Source organism: Alteromonas sp. 009811495, from assembly GCF_028865455.1.
Lineage (GTDB): Bacteria > Pseudomonadota > Gammaproteobacteria > Enterobacterales > Alteromonadaceae > Alteromonas.
In genome coordinates this window covers 3793662-3807283 of record NZ_CP113972.1, presented here as the reverse complement: position 1 = coordinate 3807283, position 13622 = coordinate 3793662, and the positions used below count along the sequence as shown (strand labels likewise).

The following is a 13622-nucleotide window of genomic DNA, read 5'->3' as shown; positions in this document are numbered from 1 at the left end:
TAGGCCTCATGAGTGTTATTCAAGACCTTCGCACAGTATCTAACGATTGTCGTTTGTCGTTTGAAGACAAACTTCATAGTCTGCTTGAAATTGGTGCGAGGATCCTCAGCCTAGAAACGGGAATAGTGAGTAGCATCCAAGGGAAAAGCTACCAGATTGTTTCCGTGCATTCACCCGACAAATCTTTATGCGAAGGGGCAGTATTTTCGCTTTGCGACACCTACTGTGCTGACGTTGTCGCAACAGACGCTGTGGTGGCATATCACAATATTGAAGCATCACCAGGGGCGTCTCATCCTTGCTTTGAACAATATAGCTTACGAAGTTACTTAGCCTCTCCCATTAATGTAAATGGGGAGTTTTTTGGTACGGTAAATTTCTCTTCTCTTTCGGCAAGAGAAAGGCCGTTTAGCGATATAGAGTTAGATTATCTATTGCTACTTGCCTCATGGATAGGCAATGAGCTTGAGAAGCAACAGGTGATTAATAAACTTAAAGTGCAAAAAGTTGTATTAGAAGAGAGAAATTCACTGCTGCAACAAATCACTAATTTGGCAGGTGTTGGAACGTGGGAACTAAACGTTGTCTCGTATACCCTGGTTTGGTCTGAATCACTGAAAAAAATGCTTCATGTCAATAGTGATAAAGTAGTCACACCAGACTATGTAATAGGCCTCATTCAAGATCCTGAAGAGCAAAAAATCTATGTAGATAGGTTTAAGCGGACTATCAAATCAGGTGAAGATTTCACTTATCAGTTTCAAATAATAACGGATCAAGGGGAACATAAGTGGCTGGAGAGCCGTGCGCATCCAGTCATGCAAGAGGGACGCTGTCTTAAAATTATCGGCGCGACTATGGATATTACGCAACAATACCTCGATAAAGCCGCACTCAAAAGAAAAAGCGATATTGCAGAGCAGGCACTGAAAGCGCGCAGCGAATTCTTAGCGAATATGAGTCACGAAATTCGTACGCCCATTCACGGAGTTCAGGGCATGTTAGAGGCGCTCGCCTCCACTGCGCTAAGTACAAAACAACTAGAATACACTGAGGTGGCCACAAAGAGTGCCGATTCACTATTGGGCATAGTAAACGACATCCTCGATTTTTCAAAAATTGACTCGGGCAATATGCCATTTGAAAACGAACCCACGGATTTATCATGTGTTATTGATGAGCAAGTCCCGATGTTCAAGCGTCTGGCAGAGCGCAAATCGTTAGCATTACACGTTAATACCAGAGCGCTTCATGGGAAACGCTTTATGGTGGATAAGTTAAGAGCGAGTCAGGTGATCATTAACCTTCTCAACAACGCCATAAAATTTACCGAAAGTGGTGAAATAAAACTCGACGCTCGGTGTGTTCATTACGGTGAAGGACAATTTAAAGTAAAAATTATTGTCGCAGATACAGGCATTGGTATCAGTGAATACCAGCAATCGCTAATTTTTTCGCCCTTTGTTCAGGCTGAAAGCTCTACGCACAAACGCTTTGGCGGTACAGGGCTTGGGTTAGCAATCGTTAAACAAATCGTAAGCTACTATCAGGGCGATATCACCATTCAAAGCGAAATTGGTCAAGGAAGTACCTTCACTGTGGACGTGCTACTTAAGGATGCAATGACCTCAGACGTAAGTACAAATGAAGAAAGTGACGCTATTGCTATCGATGCCATCGTTGGTGACTTAACACAATTTAAAGCCTTAGTTGTTGAGGATAACGAGATAAATCAACTTGTCATTAAAGAACAAATGAAAGAAGTAGGGATTAAAACCGAATTTGCTTGTAACGGTAGTGAAGCGCTAGAAAAGGTAAAGCATTCGTTGGACAGAAAAAGCGCCTACAGCATTATATTAATGGACTGCAATATGCCGGTTATGGATGGACTAGAGGCGACACGCCGAATACGAAAACTAGGTGGTGAAGCGCAGGAGATACCAATATTGGCGTTAACGGCAAATGCATTAGTCGGCGATAAAGAAAAATGCTTGAATTCTGGCATGGATGACTTCATATCAAAACCTGTTGGAGCGAGTCGGTTAAAATCGTGTATTTATAAGCACCTAAGTAGACACATTGAATCAACAGAAAACGCGCTAAAAAGTTCTGCTTGATAACCTGTGACGTGGTTATTGGCCCCGACTTTTAGTTGGGGCTTTTTTATTGGTCACATAGTTTAAAAATAATTCAATTTACCGCTATCACTTCAAAAAGTTTTCTGTTATTATTTCGCGCCCTTTTTATGGGGGTATGTACATAAAAGCAACGATATCCAGTTGTTTTTAGCAGCACTAACGACTCGGGAGAGTCTTAATTTTAAGAGCGGAGCACTAACATGATCCAAATGCAAACTAACCTGGACGTTGCAGACAACAGCGGCGCTCGCAGGGTTCAGTGTATTAAGGTTCTTGGTGGCTCGCATCGCCGTTATGCAGGTATCGGTGACATCATCAAAGTTACTGTTAAGGAAGCAATTCCTCGCGGTAAAGTTAAAAAAGGTGACGTACTGAACGCAGTGGTGGTGCGTACTAGAAAAGGCGTTCGTCGTGCAGATGGTTCTACCATCCGTTTTGACGGTAACGCGGCTGTTATGCTTAATGCAAACAAGCAACCAATTGGTACGCGTATCTTTGGCCCGGTTACCCGTGAGTTGAGAAGTGAAAACTTCATGAAAATCATCTCATTGGCCCCAGAGGTACTATAAGGAGTCACGATAATGGCTAATAAAATTCGTCGTGATGATGAAGTAGTCGTATTAGCGGGTAAAGACAAAGGCAAACAAGGCAAAGTCCTTAAAGTGCTTATTGCTGATAACCGTGTAATTGTAGAAGGTGTAAATCTTGTCAAGAAGCACACTAAGCCAAACCCACAACTGGGCGTAGCTGGTGGCATTGTTGAGAAAGAAGCTTCTATTCACGTTTCTAATGTTGCGATTGTTAACCCGGCAACGGGCAAAGCAGATCGCGTTGGTTTCCGTTTCGAAGATGAGAAGAAAGTACGTTTCTTCAAGTCTAACGGCGAACTTGTTTAATTATATTGGAGAGTACGATGGCGAAACTGCATGATTTCTATAAAGAAACAGTAGTAGCTGAACTTGCTAAGCAGTTCGGGTACAAAAGCGTCATGCAAGTCCCTCGGATTGAAAAAATCACTCTAAACATGGGTTTAGGTGAAGCAGTTGCTGACAAAAAGGTACTTGAGAATGCTCAAGCTGACATGACGGCTATCGCCGGTCAGAAGCCTGTTGTTACAGTTGCAAGAAAATCAGTAGCGGGTTTTAAAATCCGTGAAGGTTATCCGATTGGCTGTAAAGTAACCCTACGTGGCGAGCGTATGTGGGAATTCCTAGAGCGTTTGATTTCAATCGCTATCCCGCGTATCCGCGATTTCCGTGGTTTGAACCCAAAATCATTCGACGGTCGTGGTAACTACAGCATGGGCGTGCGTGAACAAATCATTTTCCCTGAAATCGATTTCGATAAAGTGGATAAAGTTCGTGGTATGGATATTACTATCACTACCAGTGCGAGCTCTAATGAAGAAGCACGTGCTCTGCTGGACGCGTTTAACTTCCCATTCAAAAAGTAAGGGTGTAGGGTTATGGCAAAAGAATCAATGAAGGCACGTGAAGCTAAGCGTACTAAGCTTGTAGCTAAGTATGCTGAAAAGCGCGCCGCACTTAAAGCGATTATCAGCGATGTTAACGTTTCTGAAGAAGAGCGTTGGGACGCTGTTCTGAAGCTACAACAACTGCCACGTGACTCAAGTGCATCACGTCAACGTAACCGTTGTCGTGTAACTGGTCGTCCACATGGTTACCTACGCAAATTCGGTCTTAGCCGTATCAAGCTTCGCGAAGCTGCGATGCGCGGTGAAGTCCCTGGCCTTAAGAAAGCCAGCTGGTAAGGAGTAGCTGATAATGAGCATGCAAGATCCTATCGCGGATATGTTTACCCGCATCCGTAACGGCCAGATGGCACAGAAAGTTTCTGTAACTATGCCTTCTTCAAAACTTCGCGTTGCAATCTGTGAAGTATTGAAAGCAGAAGGTTACATTGCAGACTTCACTGCTGCTGGTGACGTTAAGCCTGTTTTAGAAGTTACGCTTAAGTACTTCGAAGGCAAGCAAGTAATTGACACTATCGAACGTGTAAGCCGTCCAGGTCTGCGCATCTATAAGAAAAAAGATGAGCTTCCAAAGGTTATGGGTGGTTTAGGTATCGCTATCGTGTCGACTTCTAAAGGTGTGATGACTGACCGTGCAGCGCGTAACGCTGGCATGGGCGGTGAGATCATCGGTTATGTAGCATAACGGAGGAGTTGAAATGTCACGTATAGCAAAAGCCCCAGTAGACGTTGTATCAGGTGTAGAAGTTTCTATCTCTGGTCAAGAAGTTACTGTTAAAGGTAGTAAAGGCACTTTGACTCGCGTTTTCAATGACGCTGTTGAAATTGCACAGGAAGACAACCAGTTGAAAGCACTTCCACGTGAAGGCTTTGCAAACAATTGGGCACAAGCAGGTACTGCTCGTTCTATCCTAAATGCAATGGTTCAAGGTGTTTCACAAGGTTTCGAGAAAAAACTTACATTGTTAGGTGTTGGTTACCGTGCTCAAGCACAAGGTGCCAAGCTAAACCTTACTCTAGGTTTCTCTCACCCTGTAGTATACGAAATGCCAGAAGGCATTACGGTTGAAACTCCTAGCCAAACTGAAATCGTCGTGAAAGGCGCCGATAAGCAGGTGGTTGGTCAGGTTGCGGCGAACATTCGTGGTTACCGTCCACCAGAGCCTTACAAAGGCAAAGGTGTTCGTTACGCTGACGAAAACGTACGTCGTAAAGAAGCTAAGAAAAAGTAGGTGGGTGATACGATGGATAAGAAAACAGCTCGCATTCGTCGCGCTACTCGCGCACGTGCAAAAATTCGTGAACTGGCCGCGCATCGCTTGGTAGTAAACCGTACACCTCGCCACATCTACGCTCAGTTAATCGCTCCTTGCGGTTCTGAAGTGTTGGCTGCAGCTTCAACTGTTGAGAAAGATCTTGCAAAAGGTCTTAAGTCTACAGGTAACGCTGAAGCAGCGACGGTAGTCGGTAAAGCAATCGCAGAGCGCGCACTTGAGAAAGGCATTAAAGCAGTGGCTTTCGATCGTAGTGGTTTCCAATACCACGGTCGCGTTAAAGCATTAGCTGATGCAGCTCGCGAAGCTGGTCTTCAGTTCTAGGAGTTTATAATGGCTAAACAAGACGTTCAAAATGGTGAATTTCTAGAGAAATTGATCGCTGTAAACCGCGTTTCTAAAGTGGTTAAAGGTGGTCGTATCTTTAGTTTCACTGCATTGACAGTAGTGGGTGACGGTAACGGTCGCGTTGGTTTTGGTTACGGTAAGGCACGTGAAGTACCTGCTGCAATCCAAAAAGCAATGGAAAAGGCACGTCGCAACATGGTTGACGTAGATCTTAACGGTCACACGTTACAGCACCCTATTAAAGGTCGTCACTCTGGCTCTAAAGTTTACATGCAGCCAGCATCAGAAGGTACCGGTATTATTGCTGGTGGTGCGATGCGTGCAGTACTTGAAGTAGCTGGTGTACAAAACGTACTTTCAAAATGTTACGGCTCTACAAACCCAATCAACGTTGTACGTGCAACAATCAACGCGCTGACAGAAATGAACAGCCCGGCGAAAGTTGCTGCGAAGCGTGGATTGTCTGTAGAAGAAATTTTGGGGTAATCAGACATGGCAACGATTAAAGTAAAGCAAACTAAAAGTGCAATTGGCCGTCTGCCAAAGCACAAAGCTACGCTTAAAGGTTTAGGCCTTCGTAAAATCAACCATGTTCGTGAACTGGAAGATACCCCAGCCGTACGTGGCATGATCAACCGTGTATATTACATGGTTGAGATCGTGGAGGAGTAAGACATGCGTTTAAATACAATTTCTCCAGCCGAAGGTTCAAAGCCTACTGGTAAGCGTTCTGGTCGTGGTATCGGCTCAGGTCTTGGTAAAACAGGTGGCGTAGGTCACAAAGGTCAAAAAAGCCGTTCAGGTGGCCGTGTTAAGCCAGGATTCGAAGGTGGTCAGATGCCTATCCAGCGTCGTCTTCCTAAGTTCGGTTTCACTTCACGCAAGAGCTTTGTTACTGATCAAGTAACTCTTGCTGAAATCGCGAAGGTTGATGGTGATACAGCGTCTCTTGAGACTTTAAAAGCAGCTGGTATCGTTAAGAAAGAAATCCAGTTCGTTAAAGTTGTTAAGAGCGGTGAAGTATCACGCGCTGTTACAGTAAGCGGGTTAAAGGTTACTAAAGGCGCTAAAGAAGCGATTGAAGCTGCTGGCGGTAAAGTAGAGGAATAAGCTAGATGGCTAAACCAGGATTGGATTCAGGCGCTAAAAGCGGCTTGAGTGAGCTCAAAGCAAGATTGTTGTTCGTACTTGGTGCGATTGTTGTTTTCAGACTAGGTTCTTACGTTCCTATCCCTGGCATCGATCCAGCTGTACTTGCTGACTTGTTCGAGCAACAAAAAGGCACCATTGTAGAAATGTTCAACATGTTCTCTGGTGGTGCGCTTGAGCGTGCATCCGTTCTGGCTTTGGGCATTATGCCATACATTACTGCATCCATTATCATGCAGTTGCTCTCGGTGGTTCACCCACCGATGGTGGAGCTTAAAAAAGAAGGCGAAGCAGGCCGTCGTAAAATTAGCCAGTACACGCGTTACCTAACGCTAGTATTGGCTATCTTCCAATCAATTGGTATTTCGACTGGTTTGCCTAACCTGATTAATGGATTGGTGATAAACCCTGGCTTCGGATTCTACTTCACGGCAGTAGTGAGTCTAGTCACTGGAACTATGTTCCTAATGTGGTTAGGTGAGCAAATTACCGAACGAGGTATTGGTAACGGTATCTCTATATTGATTTTTGCTGGTATTGTTGCCGGTCTGCCAACAGCGATAGGTCAGACTGCGGAACAAGCAAGGCAGGGCGACATTAATATGTTGTTCCTACTGTTGATTGGCGTCATTGTTATCGCTCTTACATACTTAGTTGTATTTGTAGAGCGCGGACAGCGCAGAATTGTGGTAAACTACGCGAAACGTCAGCAAGGCCGTCAGGTTTTTGCGGCACAAAGCACCCATTTACCGCTAAAAGTCAACATTGCTGGTGTAATTCCACCAATCTTTGCTTCTAGCATTATTCTGTTCCCGGGTACTATCGCAGGATGGTTCGGACAGAATGAATCAACAGCGTGGTTGCAAGATGTAGCGCTTATGCTATCTCCTGGTCAGCCGCTGTACGTGATGTTATATGCAGCAGCGATTATCTTCTTCTGCTTCTTCTACACGGCGTTGGTTTTCAACCCGCGTGATACAGCAGATAACTTGAAGAAGTCTGGTGCGTTCATCCCTGGTATTCGTCCAGGTGAACAAACATCGCGTTACATTGACAAGGTAATGACTCGCCTTACACTGGCTGGCGCACTGTACATAACCTTTATTTGTTTAGTGCCTGAATTCATGCTAATTGCTTGGAATGTGCCGTTCTACTTCGGTGGTACGTCGCTTCTGATTATCGTAGTAGTTATCATGGACTTTATGGCACAAGTACAGACACATTTGATGAGTAGTCAATATGAGTCTGTGCTGAAAAAAGCTAACCTTAAAGGCTACGGCCGATAAGTTAGCCCCTTAATTTTGAAAGAAAGGGGAGTGATGTAATGAAAGTTCGTGCATCAGTAAAAAAGATTTGCCGTAATTGTAAAGTTATCAAGCGCAACGGTGTTGTGCGTGTAATTTGCAGTTCTGACCCTAAGCATAAGCAGCGTCAAGGCTAATCTAAGCGGTACAGAATATTGGCAAGACTGTAAGCAGAACCTGACAATACTTATCAGGTTCTGCAGTTTTGCTTTGTAGTATTCTGAACCTTTATTTGCAATTTAGTCGACGGGTAAGTATCCTATCGGGCTTTTTAGGTCGTCGACAAATAAACAAGAGGAGTGCTGTTAATGGCCCGTATCGCTGGCATTAACATTCCTGAGCACAAGCATGCTGTAATCGCTATCCAAGCGATCTATGGTATCGGTCCCACACGTGCGAAAAGCATCTGTGCGGGCGCTGGTGTTGCAGAAGATACAAAAATCAAAGAGCTAGACGAAGCTACTATTGATAAGCTTCGTGACGAAGTGGCTAAGTTCACCGTTGAAGGTGACCTACGCCGTGAAGTCTCTATGAGCATCAAACGTTTGATGGACCTGGGTTGCTTCCGTGGTATTCGCCACCGTCGTAGCTTGCCTCTACGTGGTCAGCGCACTAAAACTAATGCGCGTACCCGTAAAGGTCCTCGTAAGCCAATTAAGAAGTAAGCGGGGAGTAAGTTATGGCTAAAGCACCAGCTCGTAGCACGCGTAAACGCGCTAAACGTCAGGTTGCAGACGGTATGGCTCATATCCATGCGTCTTTCAACAACACAATTGTGACTATTACAGACCGTCAAGGCAATGCACTAGCATGGGCGACATCTGGTGGTTCAGGTTTCCGTGGTTCACGTAAATCTACCCCTTTTGCTGCACAGGTAGCTGCTGAGCGTGCAGGTGTTGCTGCACAAGAATACGGTCTTAAGAACCTTGAAGTTTTCGTTAAAGGTCCAGGTCCAGGCCGTGAGTCTGCGATCCGTGCTCTTAACGCTACAGGTTATAAGATCACAAACATTACCGATGTGACCCCAATTCCTCACAACGGTTGTCGTCCACCGAAAAAACGTCGCGTTTAATCGACGGACAGTTGGAGAAAGATCATGGCAAGATATTTGGGTCCTAAACTCAAACTTAGCCGTCGCGAAGGAACTGACTTGTTCCTTAAGAGCGGCGTTCGCGCAATCGATTCTAAATGTAAAATCGATACAGCGCCTGGTCAGCACGGTGCCCGTCGTGGCCGTCTGTCTGACTACGGTGTTCAGCTGCGTGAAAAACAAAAAGTTCGTCGTATGTACGGCGTTCTGGAAAAGCAATTCCGCAACTACTATAAAGAAGCTGCACGTCTAAAAGGCAACACAGGTGAAAACTTGTTACAACTTCTAGAGCAGCGTCTTGATAACGTAGTTTACCGTATGGGTTTCGCTAGCACTCGTGCAGAAGCACGTCAGCTAGTTAGCCACAAGGCGATCATGGTAAATGGTCAAGTTGTGAACATCCCATCGTTTAACGTTTCTGCCGAAGACGTGGTTTCTGTTCGTGAAAAGGCTAAGAAGCAAGCGCGTATCGTTGCTGCTTTGGAACTGGCTGACCAACGTGAGAAGCCAACCTGGATTGAAGTAGACAGCAGCAAAATGGAAGGCACTTTCAAGCGCGTTCCTGAAAGAACTGACCTGTCTGCGGAAATTAACGAACAGTTGATCGTCGAACTTTACTCTAAGTAAAGCTAACTAAAGAGGAAGCATTGTGGGTTCTGTGACTGAATTCCTAAAACCGAGATTAGTAGAGATCGAAAACGTTTCTCCTACTCGTGCCAAAGTAACTTTGGAACCACTAGAGCGCGGCTTTGGCCATACTCTAGGTAACGCCCTACGTCGTATCTTACTGTCATCTATGCCAGGATGTGCAGTTACCGAAGTAGAAATTGATGGCGTTCTTCACGAGTACAGCACCAAAGAAGGTGTACAAGAAGACGTAATCGAAATCTTGCTTAATCTAAAAGGTTTAGCGGTTCGCCTTGAAGGTAAAACTGAGGCAACCCTAACTCTAGTGAAATCTGGCGCTGGCCCTGTTGTTGCTGGTGATATTCAGCATGATGGCGACGTAGAAATTACAAACCCTGACCACGTTATTTGTACTTTGACTGGCGAAGCTGAAATCAGCATGCGCATCAAAGTAGAAATGGGTCGCGGTTATGTACCAGCTTCTACCCGTCGCTCCTCTGAAGAAGATGATCGTCCAATTGGTCGTTTGTTAGTTGATGCTTCATACAGCCCAGTTGAACGTATTGCTTACAGTGTAGAGTCTGCGCGTGTTGAACAACGCACAGACCTAGACAAACTTATCATCGACATGGAGACGAACGGTACTTTGGATCCTGAAGAAGCGATCCGCCGTTCTGCTACTATCCTAGCTGAACAGCTAGATGCATTCGTAGACCTACGTGATGTATCTGAGCCAGAAGCGAAAGAAGAGAAGCCAGAATTCGATCCGATTCTGCTTCGTCCAGTAGATGATCTTGAGCTGACAGTACGTTCTGCAAACTGTTTGAAAGCAGAAGCTATCCAGTACATTGGTGACCTGGTACAGCGCACTGAGGTTGAGCTACTTAAAACGCCAAACCTTGGTAAGAAATCGCTAACTGAAATCAAAGATGTTCTAGCATCTCGTGGTCTTTCTCTAGGCATGCGCCTAGAAAACTGGCCGCCAGAGAGCATCGCTGAAAAAGATTAATCAGGTTTTTATCAAACTGATTTGTAGAGAAGGATAAAACTATGCGCCATCGTAAGAGTGGTCGTCAGTTGAATCGCAACAGCAGCCATCGTCAAGCTATGTTCAAAAACATGGCCGGTTCTTTGGTCAAGCACGAAGTGATCAAAACTACGTTACCAAAAGCGAAAGAATTACGTCGCGTAATCGAGCCTCTAATCACTATGGCTAAAGAAGACAGCGTTGCAAACCGCCGTCTAGCTTTCGCCCGCACTGGTGACAAAGAGGTTGTAGGTAAACTATTCAACGAGCTTGGTCCTCGTTACGAAGCTCGTCCAGGCGGTTACACTCGCATTCTTAAATGCGGTTTCCGTGCTGGCGACAATGCCCCAATGGCATATGTTGAGCTAGTTGACCGTCCAGTTGTAGAAGCTGAAGAAGAAGCAGTTGAAGCAACTGAAGAGTAATTAATACTCTTAGTTCTGAGAATTCAGAATTATAGAAAAACCCGGCTTAGGCCGGGTTTTTTGTTTTCAGCAGCAAAATAGAACTTTTGAGTTACAGTAACGTTCTTTGGTATTTTTGACGAATATATTTTTTCCGGTTGGCCTGTAGAGAAAAGTCAGCTATCAAACTTTGACAACAGTGTATAAGTATAGTGCGTGCCAGTTACTGAATACGAAATTTAATTAGTTTTGACTAAAAGTATAACTTATAAGGTGATAGTATTAATCTGCGTAATACTTTGGATGTTTCTCGAGTTAATTTCATCTCTTTATTTACCAGAGTGCATACGTCGTCATAAGATAAAATATAAACAAGCACAATAACAGGAAGCGAATGTGTTTTACTTCTATTATCCAGTCGAACTAGAAAGTTCATTAGGTCCTGCGACTATTTCAATTAAGACAAGTGAAGAGAGCATACCAAAAATTGAATTGTTGAGAAGAAATACAGTTTCTGAAGGTCTTGACAATTGCTATCTTTTCTATCCAACTCTCAGTTCTTTGCTATCTCAATGTATTTTGGATTTAGAGCTTCGCTCCAAAGTTATTTCAGAATATGACACCTTGTCTAATGAATTGTTCGAATTAAAGAAGAAAAGCAAAAACACTATTATCTGCATTGGTGTATCAGTAATTGGAAACACAGAGGTCAAAACCAATGTGCGTGATATATCCTATAAAGTTTCCTTTTCAAGTACGAATAGTTCCCTAAAAGCTATGTTGTCTGAGTATTTTGTTCACAAAAATAGAAAACTAAAGAAATCAGTTGGAAGCCTTTCTGCAATATCACAGTTCATGGAGGAGATAGAGATATCAGATGGCGACATGCAGTCTGATCTGGATTTTCTAAGTGACTCTCTTTTTATCAAATCAAATTTCGGTGGATCTTCCGAGATAGCTTCATCACTAGCACTACTTGATGATAAGTCGAAATATATAGAAAAGCTTTCTCTAGATTATGAAGACGTAAAAAAACAGTACTCTATTGTCAATGATGAATTGGAAGAACAATTAGAAAAACACGAAAGTTTGAAAGCCGACCAAAAAAGAGCAATTCATCAAATACAAATACTTCAAGAGTCACTAGTAGAGAAACATCAAGAATCATCGTTAAAAGAATCTGAAATTGAACAAAAGTACTTGAAGCAAATTAGTGCACTTAATAGCGAAAACAATGAGTTGTTGAACGCGACAAAGTTGTTAGAGAGCGAATGTAATACTGCTAGTGAGACGTTAGACAAATCGATCAGAGAAATTCAAAAACTACAAGAGCAATTCGAAGATAAGTCATTAGAAGTTAAAAGATTGATGACAATGAATAGCGAGCTTGTAAAAGAAAATAGCCTGCTGGCGTCAAAAATATTAGAAATTAATGAAGAGCAAATGAACTCGTCACTTGCCTACGCTACAGTTACCGAGCAAGTAGAAAAAGATAAAAAGCAATCTATAGCAAAGCAAAAAGTTTTAGAGCGAGAGTTAACAAGGCTTAAATCAAGAAATGCTGAGTTAACTCATAAATATAGCTCCTTACGTTATAAGATGTTTTGTACTAATAGAGAACTTGAATTAATTCAATCTTCGCCATTTTGGAAGGGCAGTAGGCTCTTAAAAAATCTGAAATCAAAACTTAATAAAAATAAAATATCAGACTCAGTAAAGGCAGATATAGCACTTATAGCAACGAGCGAATATTTTGATTTTGATTGGTACCTTGAAACGTATGGTGATGTGCAAGAAGCTAACGTAGATCCTGCTCAACATTATTTAATTGCTGGAGCTGAAGAAGGGCGCTTGCCAGGGCCCAATTTTGACGGGAACTGGTATCTTGAACGATACCCTGATGTCGCAGAGGCAGAAATAAACCCCTTATTGCACTTTATCAAATGTGGTAAGAGGGAAGGTCGTGTGCCATCGCCAAAGATGCTAGCTGACAAAAGAAAAGTTTGAGGGGAGTACTATGTCAGTAAATAAGCTTTTATGGCTAGGTTGCGGAGATTGCGAAGGTTTAAAGTATTTCCATTCTCAATTTGATGAAATGCTGCTGATCGATGCAAGGCACTTAGATGAATTAGCAATTCCAGAAAATTTTAGGGGGCATTTTCAACAGTTAGTTGTCTCGACTAAAGCAAGTCTATCTACTTTTAAAGAAACCAACATCCCTGAATTATCTTCACTTAATAAGGTTGGTTGCTTTGTGTCAAATTTCCCTGGCTTGAATGTCGAAACTGAACGGGAAGTTTGCACAAAAAACGTGTTTGATATTGTTCACGACTTTTTTACAGGTGCTGACAAAAAAACACTTATTTTAGATATACCTGATTCTCAATTTGAACTGCTAAGCGGTCTTTCAGATAAAGACGCCTTAAAAAATATTGATGAAATAATAGTCTGGAGTGTACCTCAAAATTCTGAAGGTCAAGAAACGGACGACTCAATTAGGTTCTACTTAGAAAATAGCGGATTTGTATCTTATTCAAGGAATGAAAATTTTAGTGGATATGATTGGTTTCACTTCATCCATAACCCTCTGTTTTCCGATTATTTGGAGTTAAAGGATAGGTCAAGCGCGCTTGAAGATAAACTAAAAGAAGAAAATAAAAAAAACAAAGAGCTTCAAGATAAGTACGAGTTGCTAAAGCGAACTGGAATTCGACTCGAGTCACAAATAGAGCTCATTCAAAAGCTTATGTCATTTGACTCCAAGTAAAA

General features: G+C 43.1%; 20 protein-coding genes. All 20 read left to right on the top strand.

Annotated elements, in window-relative coordinates:
* Positions 1-8 precede the first annotated feature (8 nt).
* The 20 genes from OZ660_RS17110 to OZ660_RS17015 all read left to right on the top strand — a co-directional run bounded on the left by OZ660_RS17110 (position 9) and on the right by OZ660_RS17015 (position 13620).
* Entirely contained in the window at positions 9-2117 is a 2109-nt protein-coding gene (locus OZ660_RS17110) for a GAF domain-containing hybrid sensor histidine kinase/response regulator (RefSeq protein WP_274741754.1), read from the top strand.
* 221 nt (positions 2118-2338) lie between these two features.
* Complete coding sequence (gene rplN / locus OZ660_RS17105) at positions 2339-2707, top strand: 50S ribosomal protein L14 (protein WP_012519228.1); 369 nt, start codon at positions 2339-2341, stop codon at positions 2705-2707.
* A gap of 12 nt (positions 2708-2719) precedes the next feature.
* Positions 2720-3034 (top strand): 50S ribosomal protein L24, encoded by a 315-nt coding sequence (gene rplX / locus OZ660_RS17100; protein ID WP_014950912.1) that lies wholly within the window; start codon positions 2720-2722, stop codon positions 3032-3034.
* Positions 3035-3051: 17 nt separating this feature from the next.
* Positions 3052-3591: a 50S ribosomal protein L5 gene (gene rplE, locus OZ660_RS17095; RefSeq protein WP_071816102.1), complete on the top strand. Its 540-nt coding sequence runs from the start codon at positions 3052-3054 to the stop codon at positions 3589-3591.
* A 12-nt stretch (positions 3592-3603) separates the two neighbouring features.
* Positions 3604-3909, top strand: coding sequence for a 30S ribosomal protein S14 (gene rpsN, locus OZ660_RS17090; protein WP_105932243.1), 306 nt, complete (start codon positions 3604-3606; stop codon positions 3907-3909).
* A gap of 13 nt (positions 3910-3922) precedes the next feature.
* Positions 3923-4315, top strand: coding sequence for a 30S ribosomal protein S8 (gene rpsH, locus OZ660_RS17085; RefSeq protein ID WP_202262594.1), 393 nt, complete (start codon positions 3923-3925; stop codon positions 4313-4315).
* A gap of 13 nt (positions 4316-4328) precedes the next feature.
* Positions 4329-4862 (top strand): 50S ribosomal protein L6, encoded by a 534-nt coding sequence (rplF, locus tag OZ660_RS17080; RefSeq protein WP_071816101.1) that lies wholly within the window; start codon positions 4329-4331, stop codon positions 4860-4862.
* Positions 4863-4874: 12 nt separating this feature from the next.
* The gene (gene rplR, locus OZ660_RS17075; protein WP_105932260.1) at positions 4875-5228 is read left to right on the top strand and encodes a 50S ribosomal protein L18; all 354 of its coding nucleotides are present in this window, start codon (positions 4875-4877) and stop codon (positions 5226-5228) included.
* A 9-nt stretch (positions 5229-5237) separates the two neighbouring features.
* Entirely contained in the window at positions 5238-5738 is a 501-nt protein-coding gene (gene rpsE, locus OZ660_RS17070) for a 30S ribosomal protein S5 (protein WP_012519221.1), read from the top strand.
* A gap of 6 nt (positions 5739-5744) precedes the next feature.
* Entirely contained in the window at positions 5745-5924 is a 180-nt protein-coding gene (gene rpmD / locus OZ660_RS17065; protein WP_014950907.1) for a 50S ribosomal protein L30, read from the top strand.
* A gap of 3 nt (positions 5925-5927) precedes the next feature.
* Entirely contained in the window at positions 5928-6362 is a 435-nt protein-coding gene (gene rplO / locus OZ660_RS17060; protein ID WP_049586735.1) for a 50S ribosomal protein L15, read from the top strand.
* Positions 6363-6367: 5 nt separating this feature from the next.
* The gene (gene secY / locus OZ660_RS17055) at positions 6368-7687 is read left to right on the top strand and encodes a preprotein translocase subunit SecY (protein WP_159627411.1); all 1320 of its coding nucleotides are present in this window, start codon (positions 6368-6370) and stop codon (positions 7685-7687) included.
* A 38-nt stretch (positions 7688-7725) separates the two neighbouring features.
* Positions 7726-7842, top strand: coding sequence for a 50S ribosomal protein L36 (rpmJ, locus tag OZ660_RS17050; protein ID WP_012519217.1), 117 nt, complete (start codon positions 7726-7728; stop codon positions 7840-7842).
* A gap of 171 nt (positions 7843-8013) precedes the next feature.
* Complete coding sequence (rpsM, locus tag OZ660_RS17045; protein WP_039217822.1) at positions 8014-8370, top strand: 30S ribosomal protein S13; 357 nt, start codon at positions 8014-8016, stop codon at positions 8368-8370.
* A 14-nt stretch (positions 8371-8384) separates the two neighbouring features.
* Positions 8385-8777: a 30S ribosomal protein S11 gene (gene rpsK, locus OZ660_RS17040; protein WP_013786215.1), complete on the top strand. Its 393-nt coding sequence runs from the start codon at positions 8385-8387 to the stop codon at positions 8775-8777.
* A gap of 24 nt (positions 8778-8801) precedes the next feature.
* Positions 8802-9422, top strand: a complete 621-nt coding sequence (gene rpsD, locus OZ660_RS17035; RefSeq protein WP_012519214.1) for a 30S ribosomal protein S4 — start codon at positions 8802-8804, stop codon at positions 9420-9422.
* Positions 9423-9441: 19 nt separating this feature from the next.
* Complete coding sequence (locus OZ660_RS17030; RefSeq protein WP_039226687.1) at positions 9442-10431, top strand: DNA-directed RNA polymerase subunit alpha; 990 nt, start codon at positions 9442-9444, stop codon at positions 10429-10431.
* A gap of 41 nt (positions 10432-10472) precedes the next feature.
* Complete coding sequence (rplQ, locus tag OZ660_RS17025; RefSeq protein WP_012519212.1) at positions 10473-10874, top strand: 50S ribosomal protein L17; 402 nt, start codon at positions 10473-10475, stop codon at positions 10872-10874.
* A gap of 375 nt (positions 10875-11249) precedes the next feature.
* Complete coding sequence (locus tag OZ660_RS17020) at positions 11250-12860, top strand: hypothetical protein (protein WP_274741751.1); 1611 nt, start codon at positions 11250-11252, stop codon at positions 12858-12860.
* A gap of 10 nt (positions 12861-12870) precedes the next feature.
* Positions 12871-13620, top strand: a complete 750-nt coding sequence (locus OZ660_RS17015) for a hypothetical protein (protein WP_274741749.1) — start codon at positions 12871-12873, stop codon at positions 13618-13620.
* The last annotated feature ends 2 nt before the right edge of the window (positions 13621-13622 follow it).

What these genes read in the sequence shown, in the direction of transcription:
- rplE (WP_071816102.1), top strand. Translation starts at nt 3,052, where the DNA reads ATGGCGAAACTGCATGATTTCTATAAAGAAACAGTAGTAGCTGAACTT.
- OZ660_RS17015 (WP_274741749.1), top strand. Translation starts at nt 12,871, where the DNA reads ATGTCAGTAAATAAGCTTTTATGGCTAGGTTGCGGAGATTGCGAAGGT.
- rplX (WP_014950912.1), top strand. Translation starts at nt 2,720, where the DNA reads ATGGCTAATAAAATTCGTCGTGATGATGAAGTAGTCGTATTAGCGGGT.
- rplN (WP_012519228.1), top strand. Translation starts at nt 2,339, where the DNA reads ATGATCCAAATGCAAACTAACCTGGACGTTGCAGACAACAGCGGCGCT.
- rplO (WP_049586735.1), top strand. Translation starts at nt 5,928, where the DNA reads ATGCGTTTAAATACAATTTCTCCAGCCGAAGGTTCAAAGCCTACTGGT.
- rplF (WP_071816101.1), top strand. Translation starts at nt 4,329, where the DNA reads ATGTCACGTATAGCAAAAGCCCCAGTAGACGTTGTATCAGGTGTAGAA.
- rpsH (WP_202262594.1), top strand. Translation starts at nt 3,923, where the DNA reads ATGAGCATGCAAGATCCTATCGCGGATATGTTTACCCGCATCCGTAAC.
- rpsN (WP_105932243.1), top strand. Translation starts at nt 3,604, where the DNA reads ATGGCAAAAGAATCAATGAAGGCACGTGAAGCTAAGCGTACTAAGCTT.
- secY (WP_159627411.1), top strand. Translation starts at nt 6,368, where the DNA reads ATGGCTAAACCAGGATTGGATTCAGGCGCTAAAAGCGGCTTGAGTGAG.
- rpsD (WP_012519214.1), top strand. Translation starts at nt 8,802, where the DNA reads ATGGCAAGATATTTGGGTCCTAAACTCAAACTTAGCCGTCGCGAAGGA.
- rplR (WP_105932260.1), top strand. Translation starts at nt 4,875, where the DNA reads ATGGATAAGAAAACAGCTCGCATTCGTCGCGCTACTCGCGCACGTGCA.
- rpsM (WP_039217822.1), top strand. Translation starts at nt 8,014, where the DNA reads ATGGCCCGTATCGCTGGCATTAACATTCCTGAGCACAAGCATGCTGTA.
- rpmJ (WP_012519217.1), top strand. Translation starts at nt 7,726, where the DNA reads ATGAAAGTTCGTGCATCAGTAAAAAAGATTTGCCGTAATTGTAAAGTT.
- rpsK (WP_013786215.1), top strand. Translation starts at nt 8,385, where the DNA reads ATGGCTAAAGCACCAGCTCGTAGCACGCGTAAACGCGCTAAACGTCAG.
- OZ660_RS17110 (WP_274741754.1), top strand. Translation starts at nt 9, where the DNA reads ATGAGTGTTATTCAAGACCTTCGCACAGTATCTAACGATTGTCGTTTG.
- rpsE (WP_012519221.1), top strand. Translation starts at nt 5,238, where the DNA reads ATGGCTAAACAAGACGTTCAAAATGGTGAATTTCTAGAGAAATTGATC.
- rplQ (WP_012519212.1), top strand. Translation starts at nt 10,473, where the DNA reads ATGCGCCATCGTAAGAGTGGTCGTCAGTTGAATCGCAACAGCAGCCAT.
- rpmD (WP_014950907.1), top strand. Translation starts at nt 5,745, where the DNA reads ATGGCAACGATTAAAGTAAAGCAAACTAAAAGTGCAATTGGCCGTCTG.